The organism is Streptomyces longispororuber, from assembly GCF_024448165.1.
Lineage (GTDB): Bacteria > Actinomycetota > Actinomycetes > Streptomycetales > Streptomycetaceae > Streptomyces > Streptomyces longispororuber_A.
Genome location: NZ_JAMOLN010000087.1, coordinates 1 through 17,061, shown reverse-complemented (window position 1 = coordinate 17,061; position 17,061 = coordinate 1). Strand labels below are relative to the sequence as shown.

The window sequence follows — 17,061 nt, the reverse complement described above, 5'->3', positions numbered from 1 at the left end:
GTTGCGGGTTCCGGGTTCGTCGGCGGGTGCCCCGCACACGAATCCGCTACTCCGCCGGCGGCTTGCGGTCGCCGTGGCCGGGCCACCAGGCCGCGTGGCCGATGAGGGCCGTCAGGGCGGGGGTGAAGACCATCGCCATCACGAACGCCGCGATCACGATGCCGAAGGAGAGCGCGAACCCCATCTGGGAGAGCGTGGAGTTGCCGGCCAGCATCAGCGTGGCGAACGTGCCCGCGAGGATCACGCCGGCCGAGGCGATCGTCGGGCCCGAGTGCCGCACCGCCGTACCCGCCGCGTCGTGCGGATCACGCCCGGCCCTGGCCTCCTCGCGGAGCCGGGACACCATCAGGATGTTGTAGTCCGTGCCGAGCGCGACCACGAACAAGTACATGATCACCGGCAGCATGAACATCAGCCCCGGCTGGCTGCCGATCCGGGTGAAGAGGAACGACGTCGCGCCGAGCGTCGCGCCGAAGCCGAGCGCCACCGACACCATCAGGTACCAGGGCGCGACCAGGCTGCGCAGCAGCAGACCGAGGATGACCATGATGCAGAGCGCGGCGACGGGGAAGACCACCGAGTAGTCCCGGTCGACCGCCTTGTTGATGTCGACGTAGACCGCGGTGATCCCGCCGACCGCGGCCTCGGTGCCCTCGGGGGCGGCCGAGTGGGCGGCCGGGCGCAGGTCGTCCTTGACCGTGGCCATCGCCGCCTCGGAGGCCGGCGGATCGTCCAGGACGACGCTGTACGCCGCGGCGGTGCCGTTCGTGCTGAGCGTGGCGGCGCCGACCGTGCCGACCCCGTCGACGTCCGCGAGGGACGCGCGGAAGGCGGCCGTCTGCCGCGGGGACAGGGGCGTGTCCGAGGTCGAGGTCAGATACACGCTCGTCGGATCGGTGGTGCCCGCGGGGAAGCCCTTCTCCAGGTTCTGCAGCGCGACCATCGACTCCTTCGTCTTGGGCAGCGAGGACGTCGCGAGGTCGAAGTTGGCCCGGTAGCCGAGGGCGCCGAGGGCGAGGACGGCCATGACGAGCGCCGACAGCACGGCCCAGACCGCGGGGCGGCGGGCGATGGCCCCGCCCAGCTTGGCGAAGCCGGTGCCCTGCGGCTCGCGCTGCCAGGACCTGGACGGCCAGAAGACCTTGGTGCCGAGGAGCGAGACGACCGCGGGGACCAGGGTCAGGCCCGCGCACAGCGTCACGAACACGGCGATGGCGAGCGCCGGGCCCATCGACTTGAGCATGCCGAGCGTGGAGAGCGCCAGCGCCGCGAAGGCGACGATGACCGCGCCGGCCGCCGAGGTGATGGCTTCGCCGACCCGTTCCACGGCGTGCACCATGCCCTGTTTGGGGTCCTCGCCCGCCCGGAGCGCCTCCCGGTACCGGAAGAGCAGGAACAGGATGTAGTCCGTGCCGACGCCGAACAGGACGACGGTGAGGAGTTCCTGGATCGACGAGTCCGCCTTCATGTCGAACGCCTTGTTGGCGGACGCGATAAGGCCGGTGGCCAGCGGGGAGATGAGGCCGATCAGGACGACGGGGAGCAGCGCGATGATCGGGCTGCGGAAGATGATCAGGAGCAGCACGACGATGATGACGATCGTGCCGACGCCGACCAGCAGGCCGGCCCGCTCGGACGCCTCCGACTCGTCGAGCGCGGTCGCCGCGGACCCGGTGATGCCGGCCTTCAGGTCCGTGCCCTTGACCTCCTGCTGGAGGTCGGTGCGGAGGGTCTTGACCGCGTCCTGCTCGGAGGTGTCGGCGGGGTCGGTGAGCTTGGGCATGGCGACCATCGACGTCTGGACGAGGCCGTTGGGCGACGGCTTGCCGGGGACGACGGCCTCCACCTTCGGAATGTCCTTGGCCGCCAGCTCCCGTGACACGCGGACCACGTCGGCCGAGTCGGCGACGGTCAGCCGCTCGCCGTCGGAGCGCTGGAAGACGATGACCGCGCCGATGTTCTGCTGCTGCGGGAACTCCGACTCCTGGATGTCGGACGCCTTGATCGACTCGTAGGTGTCGGGCAGGAAGCTGGCCTCGTCGCTGCTGGACGTCAGCTTCGGCGCGAGCGAGATCACCGCCGCGGCCACCACGACCCAGCCGAGGATCACCCACCAGGGCCTGCGGACCACGAACCGACCGAGTGCTGCGAACATCCCTCATGCCTCCCGTCGCCGCCCCCGGGTCACCCGGTCAGCCTCACCCGCGCCGCGCCGGCCTGCCACTCGGGAGCGTCCCGACGTGCGCGTTCCGTACGGGCACCGGATGCTGGGAACTGCCTGTCCGCCGACCGTATGACCGACCGTGTTCGGGAGAGCGATGACCCACGAACCGTCCGGTGGCCGACCCTCCTGGGGGCGGCCCAGGACCGTCGTGGCCGTGCTGGCCGTGGTGCTCCTCGTGGTCGCCGTCGTCTGCGCGGCGACCATGGACCACCCCATGCAGGACCTCCTGGGGACGGGGCTGCGCTCGACCCTCGCCCTGCTGTGCGGCGTCGCGGGCCTGTGTCTCCTCGCGGCCGCGCTGCTGTGGCCGACGGCCGACCGTCCCCGCTCGCTCGCCCTGATGAGCGGCATCGTCAGCCTGGTGTGCCTGGCCGCCACGGTGCTGATCTGGGTGTGCGTGTCCGTCGACGACGAGCTGCACTCGATCCCGGGCACGGCCGTGTCCACCTCGGCGCAGGCCGAGAAGGTGCTGGTCCAGCAGGGTCTCGCGGCCGGCCGTACGGCGATCCCGACCGGCGTGATGATCGAGACGATGCAGTACACGAGCAGCAACAACGTGAAGCTCACCGGCTACATCTGGCAGCGGCTGCCCAAGGACCACGCCGAGGACCCGGAGATCGACCTGCCGAACGCGGTCGAGGGCGGCGTCGGCGAGGAGATCTACCGGGACCCGGTCCCGGGCGGCAGGGAAGTCGTCGGCTGGAAGCTGAACACCACGGTCCGGGAGTACTTCGACTACAGCAACTACCCGCTCGACCGCCAGGTGGTGTGGCTGACGATGTGGCCCCAGCACTCCGCGGTGAACACCCTGGTCCCGGACTTCGCCGCCTACCCGCCGTGGCAGACCCACGACGGCTACGGCGTCTACCACGACCTGGTCAGCGGCGACTGGCAGCAGCAGTTCTCCACGTTCAGCGTCGGGCACGGCACCGCGCACACCAACTACGGGCGCCCCGGCCTCGCGGTCGACAACAAGATCCCGCAGCTCACGTACTCGATCGGCGTGACCCGCGCGTTCCTCAGCCCGCTGCTCAACCGCCTGGTCCCGCTCGCCGTGATCGCGATGCTGGTCTTCGCCTCCCTGTTCGTCGTCACGAAGGACTCCGACCGGCGCTCGCTGTCCGGCTTCAGCACCTGGGCCGTGATCGGGTTCTGCGGCTCGATGATGCTGGTGGTGTCGGTGCAGCACAGCTCGCTGCGGTCCGACACCGGCTCCGGCGGCGTGGTCTACGCCGAGTACTTCTACTTCATCCTGTACCTGGTCATCGGCCTGGTGGCGCTGAACGCGGTGGAGCACACCGCGGAGAAACGGATCCGGCTGGTCGACTGGCGGGGCAACACCGCGGCCCGGCTGCTGTACTGGCCCGTGACGTGCCTGCTGCTGTTCGCGGTGACCGCGGTGGTCTTCGTGGTCACGTCGACGACGTAGCGGGCGGGGGCCCTAGCGGGAGACCGTCCACGTCACGCTGTTCGAGGCCGCCTTGCGGATCGCGGGGTCGCGCAGCGCCGCACTGCGGTCGACGGCCGTCGCGGTCACCTTGTGGGTGCCCTTCCTGACCCCCAGCGCCTTGGCGTTCAGGACCTTCCGCCCCTGCGCGGACGGCACCTCGACGCCGTCGACGGACCAGGACACGGACACGTCGGACAGGCCGTCGCGGGTCAGCGGCGCGAGGTCGACGCGGAGCACGTCGGTCGCGCGCAGGGTGCGGTCCGTGGCGGTACGGGCGGTGAGCAGGTCGGCGTCGCGGTAGAAGCCGGCGATCATCGCCTCCCGGCCGGGGAGGTTGAACTTGTCGGTGTCCAGGGCCCGCATGATGTTGTTCTGGGTGGGCCGGTAGATGCCGTACTCGTAGTAGCCGCCGCCCTCGTACGCGCCGACGGTGCCGCCCGACGGGTCGCTCTCGCCGAGCCAGCGGTACCACTTGGTCTTCGTGTTCAGCATGACCTCGGCGGTCTGCTGCGTCGTGTTGGGCTCGACGGGCTCGGGGCCCGGGTAGGTGCCGTAGCCCGCGTACTGGTACTCGTCCGCCAACAGGCCTATGGAGTGGCCGAGTTCGTGGGCGCCTATCAGGTACGAGCGGTCGTTGTCGGACGACATGGTGGCGATGCCCGTGTGCCCGGCGGTGGAGGTCAGTCCGCTGTAGCCCGCGCCGCCGTACTTGGTGGAGTTCGAGACGACGAAGACGATGTCGGAGTCCGGGGCCTGCTGGGCGTACGCGTCGACCTTCTTCTCGTCGACGCAGACCAGCCGCTCGATGTCGTCGCAGAAGAAGTAGCTGCTGACGGCGGTGTCCTTGACGACGTCCTTGGTCGGGTCGCCGGAGACGCCCGATTCGTTCGAGACGGCGTCCACCAGCCAGAAGTTGAAGAGCCCCTGGTAGCTCTTGTACGGCTCGATGGCGAAGATCGCGTCCAGCTTGGACCGGGCGTCCTCCTGGAAGTCGGCCTGCTGGTCCGCGGTGTAGCCGTCGCCGATGATCACCAGGTCGAGACGGCCCTCGGAGGGGCCGGTCCGCTGGAGCGGGGTGACGGTGGTGGCGCCGGGCGTCTTCGCCGGGGCCTCCTTGGCGCGGCTGATCTTCGCCGGTACGGCGGCGGGCACCTGGGTGTGCCGGCCCTCGCCGCGGGAGTCCGGGAAGTACTCGACCGTCCGCCTGCCCTCGTCGGCGGCCGCGTGGGTCGCGGAGCCCGCGGCGCCGAGCGCGGCGATCGCGAGGGAGCCCGCGGCTATGGCGGTGAACAAGGGTGTGCGGACGCGCACGGGGACCTCGCAGTAAGTTGACGGTTAAGCGGACTTAACTTGCCTTAACTCGTCGCACAACCTAGGGGGTTGGCGGGACACGGGGCAAGAGGTGAAACTTTTGTGACCCCGTGCGAAAGGCGGCACCCCGCGCCATGCCAGACGAACCACCGGACGGATCCGCGGAGCCCGTCGGACGCCGCGTCCTGCGGCTGCGCACCGAACGCGGCCTCACCCAGCGCCAGGTGGCCGAGCCCGCCTACACCCCCGCGTACATCTCGACGCTGGAGGCGGGCCGGGTACGGCCCTCCGAGGCGGCCCTGCGGCACATCGCCGAACGGCTCGGCGTCTCCTACGAGGAGCTGGCCACCGGCCGCCCCGCCCGCCTCGCCACGGACGTCCGGCTCCGGCTCACCGAGGCGCAGCGCTCCCTCGCCACCGGCGCGGCCGCCGAAGCGGCGCTGCTCTACGCCGAACTGGCGGCGGAGGCGGAGCGGCACGGGCTCGGCGCGGAGCGGGCCGCGGCCGAACTGGGCCTGGGCGAGTGCGCCCTGGAGACCGGCGAACTGCCCGTGGCCCGCGAGCACTTCGACACGGCCGACGCGCTGCTCGTCGGGGCGGGCGCGCCGCTCCCCCAGCGGGCCCCGGTGATCCGCGCCCGGGCCGTGGCCCACTACCTGTCGGGATCCCTGCGGTACGCCTGCTACCTGCTGGAGACCGCGCTCGACGAGCTCAACACCGGGGGCCTGCACGACCCGGACGCGCTCGTGCTGCTGTACACCGCGTCCATCGCCCCGTACATGGACATGGGCGCCCACGCGCGCGCCGCGCAGGCCGCCGAGCTGGCGCTCGCGCTCGCGCCGCGCGTCGCGGACCCGGCGCTGGTCGCCCAGATGCACCGGTCGGTGGCGCGCACCCTGCTCGCCGAGGGCCGCGTCGCGGAGGCCGACGCCTCGCTCGCGAAAGCGGCCGAGCTCTACCAACACCTGCAGATCCGCACGGAGTTGGCGCACTGCCACTGGATGCGCGGCTACGTCCACGCGCAGGCCGGGCGGCTCGCCGACGCGGAGACCGAACTGCGGACGGCGCGCGACATGCTCTCCGCCAAGCGGGCCGCCCTGTACACGCAGCAGGTCGAGGTAGAGCTCGCGGATGTACTGCGCAGGCTGGGCCGCGCGCAGGAGGCCGCCGAACTGCTGCGGTCACTGCTGGGGTCCATCGGGCCCGACCGCGGCGCCGTGCACGCGGCCGGCGCGCACCGCCTGCTCGGCCTCATCGCGCAGGAGCTGGGCGCCGCGGAGGAGGCGGAGGAGCACTACGTCCAGGCCCTCAGCCTGCTCGAACGGGCGGGCGCCGCAGGCGACTTGGCGGACCTGTGCCGGCTGCTGGGCGACCTGTACCGGCGCACAGGACGCATCGAAGCGGCCCTCGACACCTACCGCACGGGCCTCGGCCACCGGGCGGCACCGGGTACGACGACGCTGGGGCCGGCCCCGGCGCGGCCCCCTCTGTGACAGATATATGCACCAGGTATTCCGGGGCGGGCCTCAGAGGCGTAGATTCCCCACACCGTCACCGCATGCGGGGACGGACCGGATGAGCGGTGTCGGCGCTGTTCATCCGACACCCGCCGCGCCGCCGTCGGCACAGGCAGGCGCAGTGCAGCGGGAGCACCTACGAGGGTCTGTTCCAGGCCCTGTTGAGGCGGGCCCGGCCGCTCCCCTCGGATGAAACGACCGGCCGGGTCACGCCGCACCACCGCCTGACGTGCGGGACGTCAGCGGTTGCCCTGCCTGCGGGCCTGGGCCTTCTGCTGCATGCCGCGGGTCTTCGCCGCGATCGAGTCGATGCTCCGCTTGGCCTGCTGCGCATGCTGCTGGGCGGCGTCGTTGCGGGCCCGCTGGGACTCCTCGCGCGGGTTCTTGGCGTGCTTGGCCATGACCGTCGCTCCTCCTCGGATGCCGGAAGACGGACCACTCCACTCTGCGCCCGCCCCGGCGGATCGGCATCCGGGGCGGCCGGACCGCTGTCGGTGCGGGCGGGCACTATGGGGCCCATGACTGAGAGCAACCGGGACACGACACCGGCCGTGCCCGACTGGGAGAAGCGATTCCGGGCACCGCGGGTGTCCCTGCCCGACTGGGCGGAGGACGCACCGGACCGGTCCCTGTTCGTGTCGAACGCGACGGGGACGTACGAGCTGTACGCGTGGGACAGGGCCACCGGCGAGCAGCGCCGGGCGACGGACCGGGCGAACGGGACGACGGACGGCGTGCTCTCCCCCGACGGCGACTGGATCTGGTGGTTCAGCGACAAGGACGGGGACGAGTTCGGGGTCTGGCTGCGCCAGCCCTTCGCGGGCGGCGCCGACACCGAGGCCGTGCCCGGTCTCGCCCCCTCGTACCCGGCCGGGCTGGCCCTGGGCCGGGACGGGCACACGGCGGTCGTCGGCCGCTCCACGGACGACGACGGCACGACGATCCACGTCGTGCGGCCGGGCTCCGACGCCCCCGCCGAGATCTACCGGCACCGGGAGTCGGCCGGGGTCGGCGACCTCAGCCACGACGGCACGCTGATCGCGATCGAGCACACCGAGCACGGCGACGCGATGCACTCGGCGCTGCGCGTGGTCCGCCTGGACGGGACGACGGTCGCCGAGCTGGACGACACGAAGGGCGGCGAGGAGGAGCTGGGCCTGGAGGTCCTCGGCTTCGCCCCGGTCGAGGGCGACACCCGGCTGCTCGTCGGCCACCAGCGGCGCGGCCGCTGGGAGCCGATGGTCTGGGACGTCGCCTCCGGCGAGGAGACCGATCTGGTCCTCGACCTGCCGGGCGACGTGTCGGCGGAGTGGTACCCGGACGGGTCGGCGCTGCTGGTGGCCCACGAGTTCGAGGCCCGCGGCGACCTGTGGCGTTACGCGTTCGCGACGGGCGCGCTCACCAAGGTCGACACCCCGCCCGGCACGGTCTCCGGCGCCTCGGCCCGGCCCGACGGAAGCATCGAGTACCTGTGGTCGTCGGCCGCCGAGCCGCCGGTCGTCCGCTCGACCACCGGCGCGGTGGTGCTGGATCCGCCGGGGGCGAAGGCGCCCGGGTCCGTGCCCGTCGAGGACGTGTGGGTGGAGGGCCCCGGCGGCCGCGTCCACGCCCTCGTCCAGAAGCCGGCCGGGGCGACGGGCCCGCTGCCCACCGTCTTCGAGATCCACGGCGGCCCCACCTGGCACGACTCGGACTCCTTCGCGGCCGGCCCGGCGGCCTGGGTCGATCACGGGTTCGCGGTGGTCCGGGTCAACTACCGGGGCTCGACGGGGTACGGCCGGGAGTGGACCGACGCCCTCAAGCACCGGGTCGGCCTGATCGAGCTGGAGGACATCGCGGCCGTCCGCGAGTGGGCCGTGGCCTCCGGCCTCGCCGACCCGGACCGGCTCGTCCTGGCGGGCGGCTCCTGGGGCGGCTATCTGACGCTGCTCGGCGTGGGCACGCAGCCCGGCGCGTGGGCGGTGGGCCTGGCCGCGGTGCCGGTCGCCGACTACGTGACGGCGTACGAGGACGAGATGGAGGCCCTCAAGGCCCTGGACCGCACGCTCTTCGGCGGCTCCCCCGAGGAGGTCCCCGACCGCTTCCACGTCTCCTCGCCGCTCACCTACGTCGACGACGTGAAGGCCCCGGTGTACATCTCGGCGGGGGTGAACGACCCGCGCTGCCCGATCCGCCAGATCGACCACTACGTGGACCGGCTCGCCGCCCGCGACGCGGTGCACGAGGTGTACCGGTACGACGCCGGGCACGGCTCGCTCGTCGTGGAGGAGCGCATCAAGCAGGTCGCGCTCGAACTGGACTTCGCGAGGCGCCATTTGCCGAGCTGACCGCGTCCAGGGCGGGGCCGCGGTACGGGTCCTTATATCGGACCCGTACCGTGGAAGGCGTGTACCGGTTCCTGCTGACTCCCCGCTGGTGGGGGATCAACATCTTCGTCCTCGTCGCGATCCCCGTCTGCGTCTTCATGGGCTCGTGGCAGCTCAGCCGTTTCGAGGACCGGGTGCAGGACCACCGGTCCGCGTCCGAGCAGATCGAGACGAACGAGAAGGCGGCCGCCGAGCCGCTCGCCGGCCTGCTGCCCGTCGACAAGGAGACCTCCGGCAGGCGGACCACGGCGACCGGTCGCTACGCCGAGCAGTTCCTCGTGCCGGACCGCGACGTCGACGACCGCACCGGCTTCTACGTCGTGACGCTCCTGAAGGTCGACGGCACCGGCAAGGCGCTCCCCGTGGTGCGCGGCTGGCTGCCCGGCACGGCGTCCGCCGCGAAGGCCCCGGCGGCGCCCAGGGGCGAGGTCACGATCACCGGCACGCTCCAGGCGTCCGAGTCCCAGGGGTCGAACGGGGTGACGGCCGCGGGCGGCCTGCCCTCGGGACAGGTCGGCATGATCAGCGCGGCGTCCCTGGTGAACCTGGTGCCGTACGACGTCTACGACGCGTGGGTCACGCTCGACAGGGCCGACTCCCGGATGACGGCGGTGCCCGCGTCCACGCCGCAGGGCAGCGGCCTGGACCTCAAGGCGTTCCAGAACCTCGGCTACACCGGTGAGTGGTTCGTCTTCGCGGGCTTCGTGGTCTTCATGTGGTTCCGCCTGGTGCGCCGCGAGGCCGAGGCCCTGCGGGACGCGGAGCTCGGCCTGGCGGAGGAGACCGCCTGACGGCTACGACGCCGGCAGCACACCCGTCCGGTACACGGTCCCGGCGCACGCGTCGGGGATGACGGTCGTCGCGCTGGGCGCCCCCGGCTCCGCGGTGTGGGAGACGCTGACGCTGCCCTCGCCCGTGCCCTCGGAGCCGAGCTGCGCCGAGAGGCCGGAGTCCGCGGTGGCCTCGCCCGAGTCGCCGGTCGCGTTCTCCGACGGGGTCGGGGAGGGGGACACCTCTCCCCCGCCGTTGCCGCCGTTCCCACCGGTGCCGCCGCCGGTGCCGCCGCTCGGGGTGCACTGCCCGGACGGCACCCAGGCGAACTTCACCTCGTACGCCATCCCCGGTTCCAGGATCAGCTGGCTCTGCTCGGCCGACGGGTCGGGCAGCCCCGAGCCGTCGCCCGACGTGTGGTCGAGGACGCCGACCTTGGTGGGGTCGGCCGCGCCCTGCGCGACGGTCAGGACGCTGCCGCCGCCGTCCACCGTGCAGTTGCCGGCCGAGACGTTCGACACGCGGAAGCTGCCGTAGACCTTGCCGCTGCCGTCGGGAGCGCCGACGCTGGCCACCGCCGACAGCTCGTTCGCGGCGCAGAGCGGGGAGCTGGCGGCGGCCGTGGAGCCGGGGCCCGGGCCACCGGTGGCACCGCTGGTCGCGCCCTTCCCCTTGTCGCCCTTCTTGCCCTTGTCGCCGTCCTTGCCCTCGCCCTTGTCCTTGGACTGGGAGGGCGAACCGCCGGAGTCCCGGCCGGCGCCACCGTCCTTCCCGGCGGCGACACCGCTGTGCGTGTTCTGGCTGTTGCCCGCCATGGCGGGGTCCGCCGACGACCCGGAGTTCGTGACGTGCAGCACCGCGGGCACCGCCATCGCGACGAACACCCCGGCGGCGATGGCGCCGACGGCGGCCTGCCGCTTGCGCGCCCGGCGCGCGGGCACGGCCCGGCGCAGGTGCTCGAGGGCGACGTCGGACGGCTCGATCTCCGCGACGGCGGTGCGCATCATGCGCCGCAGCGCCAGCTCGTCGTCACCGAGCCCGGTGCCACCGAGGGTGTCGGGTCCACTCGCGTCGTCGGCCGCCGCATCGGCCGGACGGCGGGGTCCGTCGTTCACAGTTGCGTTCCCAGCGTGCTCGTCCTGCTCGTACTTCCTGAACCGCTTGTCCGGCCCGTGGCCTGTCGTGGGGCTCATGCCGGCGCCTCCATGGCCACGCGCAGCGCCGCGATGCCGCGAGAACCGTACGCCTTCACGGAACCCAGGGATATCCCGAGCGCCTCGGCCACCTGGGCCTCGGTCATGTCCGCGAAGTAGCGCATCACGAGGACCTCGCGCTGCCGCCGCTGCAGCCCCTTCAGGGCCTTCTTCAGGGCGTCCCGCTCCAGCAGGTCGTACGCACCCTCCTCGGCGCTCGCCATGTCGGGCATCGGCTTGGTGAGCAGCTTCAGCCCGAGGATGCGGCGGCGCAGCGTGGACCGCGAGAGGTTGACGACGGTCTGGCGCAGGTACGCCAGCGTCTTCTCCGGGTCACGGACGCGTTTTCGCGCGGAGTGGACGCGGATGAACGCCTCCTGCACGACGTCCTCGCAGGAGGCCGTGTCGTCCAGGAGCAGGGCCGCGAGTCCGAGCAGGGAGCGGTAGTGGGCGCGATACGTCTCGGTCAGGTGATCGACTGTGGTGCCGGTCGCCATCGCGTCGTCAGCGCCCTGCGCCTGCGCCGGAATGCGCGCCGGGCGCGCTGCTGGCATGGGGGCGATCACCGGCATGCCGCCGGAAGTGCCCCCACGGGAACGGCGCGTCCCGAGGGGTGCGAGGGGTGGGCGCAGGGCCGCGCCCCTCGCCTGTACCGCTGTGAAGTCGAGTACCTCTGCCACGCCTGTTGGACACGCTTCCCCCCGTCAGGGTTGTACGCGTCCGGCGCCCCATTTGCGACAGACTTCGTCATCCCCACCGATGACTCCGCCTCAGATGCCGACATGCGTACCTGCTCTTCCCCTATGCCCCAATTGTCCTGTGTGATACGCCACCCCCGAGAGCGACCGCCCCCCTAAGGGCTATCGCAAGGACGCTCCCCGCCCCGCAAGCGGTTGCGGGACGGGGAGGAAATCTTCGAACGCCCAGAGGTCCCGGTTCAAGTGGTTCAGACCACCGTCATCACAGAACTTACACAGATCCTACGAGCGGATCCGGATATGGGAAGAGGCCGACCGTAAAGCGGACAGCAGGAGAGGCGCACATCACGCGCCGGTGAACTCCCCGGCGACCAGTTCGGCGATCTGCGCCGTGTTCAGCGCGGCACCCTTGCGCAGGTTGTCCCCGCACACGAAGAGTTCGAGCCCGGCCGGATCGTCGAGCGAGCGCCGCACGCGCCCCACCCACGTCGGGTCGGTGCCCACCGCGTCGGCGGGCGTCGGGAACTCCCCGGCCGCCGGATTGTCGAAGAGCACGACGCCCGGCGCGGTCGCCAGGATCTCCCGCGCCCGGCCCACGGTGACCTCGCTCTGGAAGCGGGCGTGGACGGTGAGGGAGTGCGTCGTCACCACCGGCACCTGCACACAGGTCACGGCCACCTTCAGACCGGGCAGCCCGAGGATCTTGCGGGACTCGTCCCGCACCTTCATCTCCTCCGACGACCAGCCGTCCTCGCGCAGCGCCCCGGCCCACGGCACCACGTTCAGCGCGACCGGCTCGGGGAACGGGCCGGTCCGGTCGCCCACCACCCGCCGCACGTCCCCGGGGCTGGTGCCCAGCTCCGTACCGGCGACCAGGGCCAGCTGCTCGCGCAGCGTCTCGACCCCGGCCCGCCCGGCGCCGCTGACGGCCTGGTAGCTGGAGACCACCAGCTCGCGCAGGCCGAACTCGGCGTGCAGCGCGCCGACCGCCACGATCATCGAGAGCGTCGTGCAGTTCGGATTGGCGATGATGCCGCGCGGCCGCACGCGCGCGGCGTGCGGATTGATCTCCGGGACGACGAGCGGAACGTCCGCGTCCATCCGGAAGGCGGGCGAGTTGTCGACGACGACGGCGCCCTTGGCGGCCGCGATCGGCGCCCACCGGGCGGCCACGTCGTCGGGCACGTCGAACATGGCGACGTCGACCCCGTCGAAGACGGACTCCTCCAGGGCGACGACCTCGACCTCCTCGCCGCGCAGCGTGAGCTTGCGCCCCGCCGAGCGCGCCGAGGCGACCAGCCGGATCTCCCCCCAGATGTCCGCGTGCTGCGACAGGATCTGCAGAAGAACGGCACCGACGCTCCCGGTCGCTCCCACGACCGCGAGCGTCGGACGCCGCACGGGTTCCCCGGCTGGACGGGCCATCAGCGGCCGGTGCCTCCGTAGACCACGGCCTCGTCGGAGTCCGAGTCGAGTCCGAAGGCGGAGTGCACGGCGCGCACCGCCTCGTTCACGTCGTCGGCCCGCGTGACGACCGAGATCCGGATCTCCGAGGTCGAGATCAGCTCGATGTTCACCCCGGCGTCGGTCAGCGCCTCGAAGAACCCGGCCGTCACACCCGGGTTCGTCTTCATGCCGGCGCCCACGAGCGAGATCTTGGCGATCTGGTCGTCGTAGCGCAGCGACTCGAAGCCGACGTTGGCCTTCTGCTTCTCCAGGGCGTCGATGGCCTTGCGGCCCTCGGTCTTGGGCAGCGTGAAGGAGATGTCGGTCAGACCGGTGGAGGCGGCCGAGACGTTCTGGACGATCATGTCCAGGTTGATCTCGGCGTCCGCGACGGCCCGGAAGATCTTCGCGGCCTCGCCCGGCTTGTCCGGAACGCCGACGACGGTGACCTTCGCCTCGGAGGTGTCGTGCGCGACACCGGAGATGATCGCCTGCTCCACGGACTCTGCCCCTTGCTTCTTCACGAGCGGTTCGTTGCTGACCCAGGTCCCCTGCAGTCCGCTGAAGCTGGACCGCACGTGGATCGGGATGTTGTAGCGACGGGCGTACTCCACGCAGCGGTGGAGCAGCACCTTCGACCCGGAGCTGGCCAGCTCCAGCATGTCCTCGAAGGAGATCCAGTCGATCTTCCGCGCCTTCTTCACGACGCGCGGGTCGGCGGTGAACACGCCGTCGACGTCCGTGTAGATCTCGCAGACCTCGGCGTCGAGCGCGGCGGCCAGCGCCACGGCCGTGGTGTCGGAACCACCACGACCGAGCGTGGTGATGTCCTTCTTGTCCTGCGAGACGCCCTGGAACCCGGCGACGATCGCGATGTTGCCCTTGTCGAGCGACTCGCGGATCCGGCCCGGCGTCACATCGATGATGCGGGCTTTGTTGTGGACCGAGTCGGTGATGACGCCGGCCTGACTGCCCGTGAACGACTGGGCCTCGTGGCCCAGGTTTTTGATCGCCATGGCCAGCAGGGCCATGGAGATCCGCTCTCCGGCGGTCAGCAGCATGTCGAACTCTCGTCCGGCAGGGATCGGGGATACCTGCTCGGCGAGATCGATCAACTCATCCGTCGTGTCGCCCATCGCGGACACCACGACAACCACCTGGTTGCCGTTCTTCTTGGCGTCGACGATGCGCTTGGCGACCCGCTTGATGCCCTCGGCATCGGCTACGGAGGAGCCTCCGTACTTCTGCACGACAAGGCCCACGTGCGCTCCTCGCTCAGTCCGTCTGTCACCGCATGTACGTACGCGTACTGCGGTCGGCTCAGTCTAACGAGCGGCCGAAATCCGCCCCGGTCATATCGCATCGTGAGATGTCCCGCTCACGAGGTGATCTCCGGGGTTTTCCGGTCGGCATCCGGCCGCTCCGAACGAGCGCATGCCCAGGCCCGCCGGGCGCAACCGGAAAGGTGGCCCTGCTCACACCGGCTACTTGACGGGGCGCAGGCCGAGCGGGCCCGCGATCTCCTCCGCCATGACCTTGCCGGCCTCCTCCTCCAGGGTCCCCTCGGCCGTCGACAGGTCCTCGTCGGTGTCCAGGCCGTCGAGGTCGTCGAGCGGCTGGTTCAGCCGGACGTGGGCGACCAGGGACTGCAGGGCGCGCAGCGTGGCGGAGGCGGTGGAGCCCCAGTTGGAGAAGTACGAGAACTGCCACCACCACAGCGCCTCGGTGACGCGGCCCGCGCGGTAGTGGGCCATGCCGTGGCGCAGATCGGTGACGACGTCGGCCAGGTCGTCCGAGATCCGGGCGGCCACCGGCGCCTTGCGCGGCTCGTACGGGTCGAAGACCTCCGAGTAGACGTCGACCGGGTCGAGCATCCGCGCCAGGCTCTGGCGCAGCTCGTCGGCGTCGTCCGCGTCCCGCTCCGAGCCGAGGTCCGGCTCGTACCGCTCGTCCGGGACGATGTCCTCGTGCGCGCCCAGCCGGCCGCCCGCGAGCAGCAGCTGGGACACCTCCAGGAGCAGGAACGGGACCGCCGAGTCCGGCTCGTCGCCCTTGGCGATCTCGGTCACCGCGACGATGAACGACTCGATCTGGTCGGAGATCTGGACCGCGAAGTCGTCGGGATTCTGGGTGGCCGCGTGCAGCGTCGCGTCGTTGGACGCCTTGGGGGCGCCCGCGGTGGCGGCGGTGTTCGTCGTCTCAGACATCTAGGAGTCGTCTCCCCTCGAAGGCGCGGCCGAGGGTGACCTCGTCCGCGTACTCCAGGTCGCCCCCGACGGGGAGGCCGCTGGCCAGGCGGGTGACCTTCAGGCCCATGGGCTTGATCATGCGGGCGAGGTACGTCGCCGTGGCCTCGCCCTCCAGGTTCGGATCGGTGGCCAGGATCAGCTCCGTGACCGTCCCGTCGGCCAACCGCGCGAGAAGTTCTCGTATACGCAGGTCGTCGGGACCGACCCCCTCGATGGGGCTGATGGCGCCGCCGAGCACGTGGTACTTCCCGCGGAACTCACGGGTGCGCTCGATCGCGACGACGTCCTTGGGCTCCTCGACCACGCAGATGACGGTCGGGTCGCGGCGCGTGTCCCGGCAGATGTTGCACAGCTCCTCCTGCGCGACGTTGCCGCACGTCGCGCAGAACCGGACCTTCGCCTTGACCTCCATCAGCGCCTGCGCGAGCCGCCGTACGTCGGTGGGCTCGGCCTGCAGGATGTGGAAGGCGATCCGCTGCGCGCTCTTGGGACCGACGCCGGGCAGCCTGCCCAGCTCGTCGATGAGGTCCTGGACCACGCCTTCGTACACGGATTGCCTTCGCCTTCAGGTCGTCTGGTGCGTCTTGATACGTACGGTAGTTGGCGCCGGGCCTAGAAGGGGAGGCCCGGGATGCCGCTGCCGCCGCCGAGTCCCTGGGCGAGCGGGCCGAGCTTCTGCTGCTGGAGCGTCTGCGCGTTCTCGTTCGCCGCCTGGACCGCCGCGACCACCAGGTCGGCGAGGGTCTCGGTGTCCTCCGGGTCCACGGCCTTCGGGTCGATGACGAGGCCGCGCAGTTCGCCGGAGCCGGTCACCGTCGCCTTGACGAGGCCGCCGCCCGCCTGGCCCTCGACCTCGGTCTGCGCCAGCTCCTCCTGAGCCAGCGCGAGGTCCTGCTGCATCTTCTGGGCCTGCTGGAGCAGCTGCTGCATGTTGGGCTGGCCACCACCGGGGATCACGATCAGCTCCTGTCTCTGGGTCGCTTGGGTTCGAGCCTACGTGGTTCGGGGTGCGCCCGCCCCGGCACCTCGCACTGCACTCTTTCGAGTGAGATGGGCTGCTTTCCTATACCTGATGAAGGCCCACTTCTGAGCGGAAAACCCGCGAAAACGGGACCTTGGCCACCCATTGGGCGGTAGGAAGATGCTGCACATTCAGCCCCAGCCGTAACCAGTCGAGGGAGTGCCGGGTGAGTCAGCCGGAGATGCAGCCCGAAGGACCGCCCCAGGAGGGCCAGGGTGAGGGCGGCCGGGGCGTATCGGACGGCGGCCCGCGCTCCGGCGACCTCACGGGGCGGACGCTTCCGCTCGGCGACTGGGGCGAGCCCGCGGAGCGGCTCGACGAGCTGTACCGGTGGGTCGAGCAGGGCGCCCTGCGGACCGCCGACTGGTACCTGGCCGACCGGGTGTGGAAGCGGCGTGGCGCGCGGGCCCTGCGGGGCGGGGCGGCGCTCGGTGCGGTGTCCGGGGGTGTGCTGCCGCTGCTCGATCTGACCGGGGTGGTGGGCGGCGTGGCTCCCTGGGGGTATCTGACCCTGCTGCTCGCGGTGGCCTGCGTCGCCTGCGACCGGTACTTCGGGCTCACGTCGGGGTGGATAAGGGACGTCGCCACCGCGCAGGCCGTGCAGCGGCGGTTGCAGGTGCTGCAGTTCGACTGGGCGTCGGAGAGCGTGCGGGAGGTGCTCGGGCCGACGGAGGGTACGGCGAGCGAGGCGGCGGAGCGGTGCCTCGCGGTGCTGCGCCGCTTCACGGAGGACGTGACGGAGCTGGTGCGGTCCGAGACGGCGGACTGGATGGTGGAGTTCCGGTCGGGGCCGGCGCCGCTGGTGATGCAGTCCT

15 protein-coding genes are annotated in these 17,061 nt (G+C 71.4%); 5 read left to right on the top strand and 10 right to left on the bottom strand.

What is annotated here, in order from left to right; genetic code table 11:
- Positions 1-46: 46 nt before the first annotated feature.
- Entirely contained in the window at positions 47-2,155 is a 2,109-nt protein-coding gene (locus tag M4J07_RS23745; RefSeq protein ID WP_255975004.1) for an MMPL family transporter, read from the bottom strand.
- 163 nt (positions 2,156-2,318) lie between these two features.
- Here M4J07_RS23745 and M4J07_RS23740 point away from each other — a divergent pair, with 163 nt between their 5' ends.
- Positions 2,319-3,653, top strand: a complete 1,335-nt coding sequence (locus M4J07_RS23740) for a hypothetical protein (RefSeq protein ID WP_255975003.1) — start codon at positions 2,319-2,321, stop codon at positions 3,651-3,653.
- A 12-nt stretch (positions 3,654-3,665) separates the two neighbouring features.
- On the opposite strand, the gene M4J07_RS23735 is transcribed toward M4J07_RS23740, so the two are convergent.
- Positions 3,666-4,985 (bottom strand): M64 family metallopeptidase, encoded by a 1,320-nt coding sequence (locus M4J07_RS23735; protein ID WP_255975002.1) that lies wholly within the window; start codon positions 4,983-4,985, stop codon positions 3,666-3,668.
- A gap of 134 nt (positions 4,986-5,119) precedes the next feature.
- Here M4J07_RS23735 and M4J07_RS23730 point away from each other — a divergent pair, with 134 nt between their 5' ends.
- Positions 5,120-6,478, top strand: a complete 1,359-nt coding sequence (locus M4J07_RS23730; protein ID WP_255975001.1) for a helix-turn-helix domain-containing protein — start codon at positions 5,120-5,122, stop codon at positions 6,476-6,478.
- 263 nt (positions 6,479-6,741) lie between these two features.
- Here M4J07_RS23730 and M4J07_RS23725 read toward each other — a convergent pair whose 3' ends face one another.
- Entirely contained in the window at positions 6,742-6,903 is a 162-nt protein-coding gene (locus M4J07_RS23725) for a hypothetical protein (RefSeq protein WP_255975000.1), read from the bottom strand.
- A gap of 117 nt (positions 6,904-7,020) precedes the next feature.
- On the opposite strand from M4J07_RS23725, the gene M4J07_RS23720 reads away from it, so the two are divergent.
- Both M4J07_RS23720 and M4J07_RS23715 read left to right on the top strand, forming a co-directional pair.
- Positions 7,021-8,829 (top strand): S9 family peptidase, encoded by a 1,809-nt coding sequence (locus M4J07_RS23720; protein ID WP_255974999.1) that lies wholly within the window; start codon positions 7,021-7,023, stop codon positions 8,827-8,829.
- 59 nt (positions 8,830-8,888) lie between these two features.
- A complete protein-coding gene (locus tag M4J07_RS23715; RefSeq protein WP_255974998.1) occupies positions 8,889-9,659 on the top strand; it encodes an SURF1 family protein in 771 nt (256 codons plus the stop codon).
- Positions 9,660-9,662: 3 nt separating this feature from the next.
- On the opposite strand, the gene M4J07_RS23710 is transcribed toward M4J07_RS23715, so the two are convergent.
- The 7 genes from M4J07_RS23710 to M4J07_RS23680 form a co-directional block, all read right to left on the bottom strand.
- Positions 9,663-10,832 (bottom strand): hypothetical protein, encoded by a 1,170-nt coding sequence (locus M4J07_RS23710; RefSeq protein ID WP_255974997.1) that lies wholly within the window; start codon positions 10,830-10,832, stop codon positions 9,663-9,665.
- Entirely contained in the window at positions 10,829-11,404 is a 576-nt protein-coding gene (locus M4J07_RS23705) for a SigE family RNA polymerase sigma factor (protein ID WP_305128086.1), read from the bottom strand. Before M4J07_RS23705 ends, M4J07_RS23710 begins: the two co-directional genes overlap by 4 nt.
- A gap of 471 nt (positions 11,405-11,875) precedes the next feature.
- Positions 11,876-12,955 (bottom strand): aspartate-semialdehyde dehydrogenase, encoded by a 1,080-nt coding sequence (locus tag M4J07_RS23700; protein ID WP_255974995.1) that lies wholly within the window; start codon positions 12,953-12,955, stop codon positions 11,876-11,878.
- Complete coding sequence (locus tag M4J07_RS23695) at positions 12,955-14,238, bottom strand: aspartate kinase (RefSeq protein WP_255974994.1); 1,284 nt, start codon at positions 14,236-14,238, stop codon at positions 12,955-12,957. The genes M4J07_RS23700 and M4J07_RS23695 overlap by 1 nt, the downstream gene beginning before the upstream one ends.
- 222 nt (positions 14,239-14,460) lie before the next feature.
- Complete coding sequence (locus tag M4J07_RS23690) at positions 14,461-15,183, bottom strand: DUF5063 domain-containing protein (protein ID WP_255974993.1); 723 nt, start codon at positions 15,181-15,183, stop codon at positions 14,461-14,463.
- Positions 15,176-15,775, bottom strand: a complete 600-nt coding sequence (gene recR / locus M4J07_RS23685; protein ID WP_255974992.1) for a recombination mediator RecR — start codon at positions 15,773-15,775, stop codon at positions 15,176-15,178. Before recR ends, M4J07_RS23690 begins: the two co-directional genes overlap by 8 nt.
- Before the next feature lie 62 nt (positions 15,776-15,837).
- Complete coding sequence (locus M4J07_RS23680) at positions 15,838-16,182, bottom strand: YbaB/EbfC family nucleoid-associated protein (RefSeq protein WP_255974991.1); 345 nt, start codon at positions 16,180-16,182, stop codon at positions 15,838-15,840.
- A gap of 230 nt (positions 16,183-16,412) precedes the next feature.
- Between M4J07_RS23680 and M4J07_RS23675 the strand changes: the two genes are divergently transcribed.
- Positions 16,413-17,061, top strand: a 649-nt coding sequence (locus tag M4J07_RS23675) for an SLATT domain-containing protein (RefSeq protein WP_255974990.1), incomplete at its 3' end; no start/stop codon positions are given.

Coding starts and splice junctions, on each gene's coding strand:
- M4J07_RS23745 (WP_255975004.1), bottom strand. CDS start 2,155: ATGTTCGCAGCACTCGGTCGGTTCGTGGTCCGCAGGCCCTGGTGGGTG.
- M4J07_RS23740 (WP_255975003.1), top strand. CDS start 2,319: ATGACCCACGAACCGTCCGGTGGCCGACCCTCCTGGGGGCGGCCCAGG.
- M4J07_RS23730 (WP_255975001.1), top strand. CDS start 5,120: ATGCCAGACGAACCACCGGACGGATCCGCGGAGCCCGTCGGACGCCGC.
- M4J07_RS23725 (WP_255975000.1), bottom strand. CDS start 6,903: ATGGCCAAGCACGCCAAGAACCCGCGCGAGGAGTCCCAGCGGGCCCGC.
- M4J07_RS23720 (WP_255974999.1), top strand. CDS start 7,021: ATGACTGAGAGCAACCGGGACACGACACCGGCCGTGCCCGACTGGGAG.
- M4J07_RS23710 (WP_255974997.1), bottom strand. CDS start 10,832: ATGAGCCCCACGACAGGCCACGGGCCGGACAAGCGGTTCAGGAAGTAC.
- M4J07_RS23705 (WP_305128086.1), bottom strand. CDS start 11,404: ATGCCGGTGATCGCCCCCATGCCAGCAGCGCGCCCGGCGCGCATTCCG.
- M4J07_RS23700 (WP_255974995.1), bottom strand. CDS start 12,955: ATGGCCCGTCCAGCCGGGGAACCCGTGCGGCGTCCGACGCTCGCGGTC.
- M4J07_RS23690 (WP_255974993.1), bottom strand. CDS start 15,183: ATGTCTGAGACGACGAACACCGCCGCCACCGCGGGCGCCCCCAAGGCG.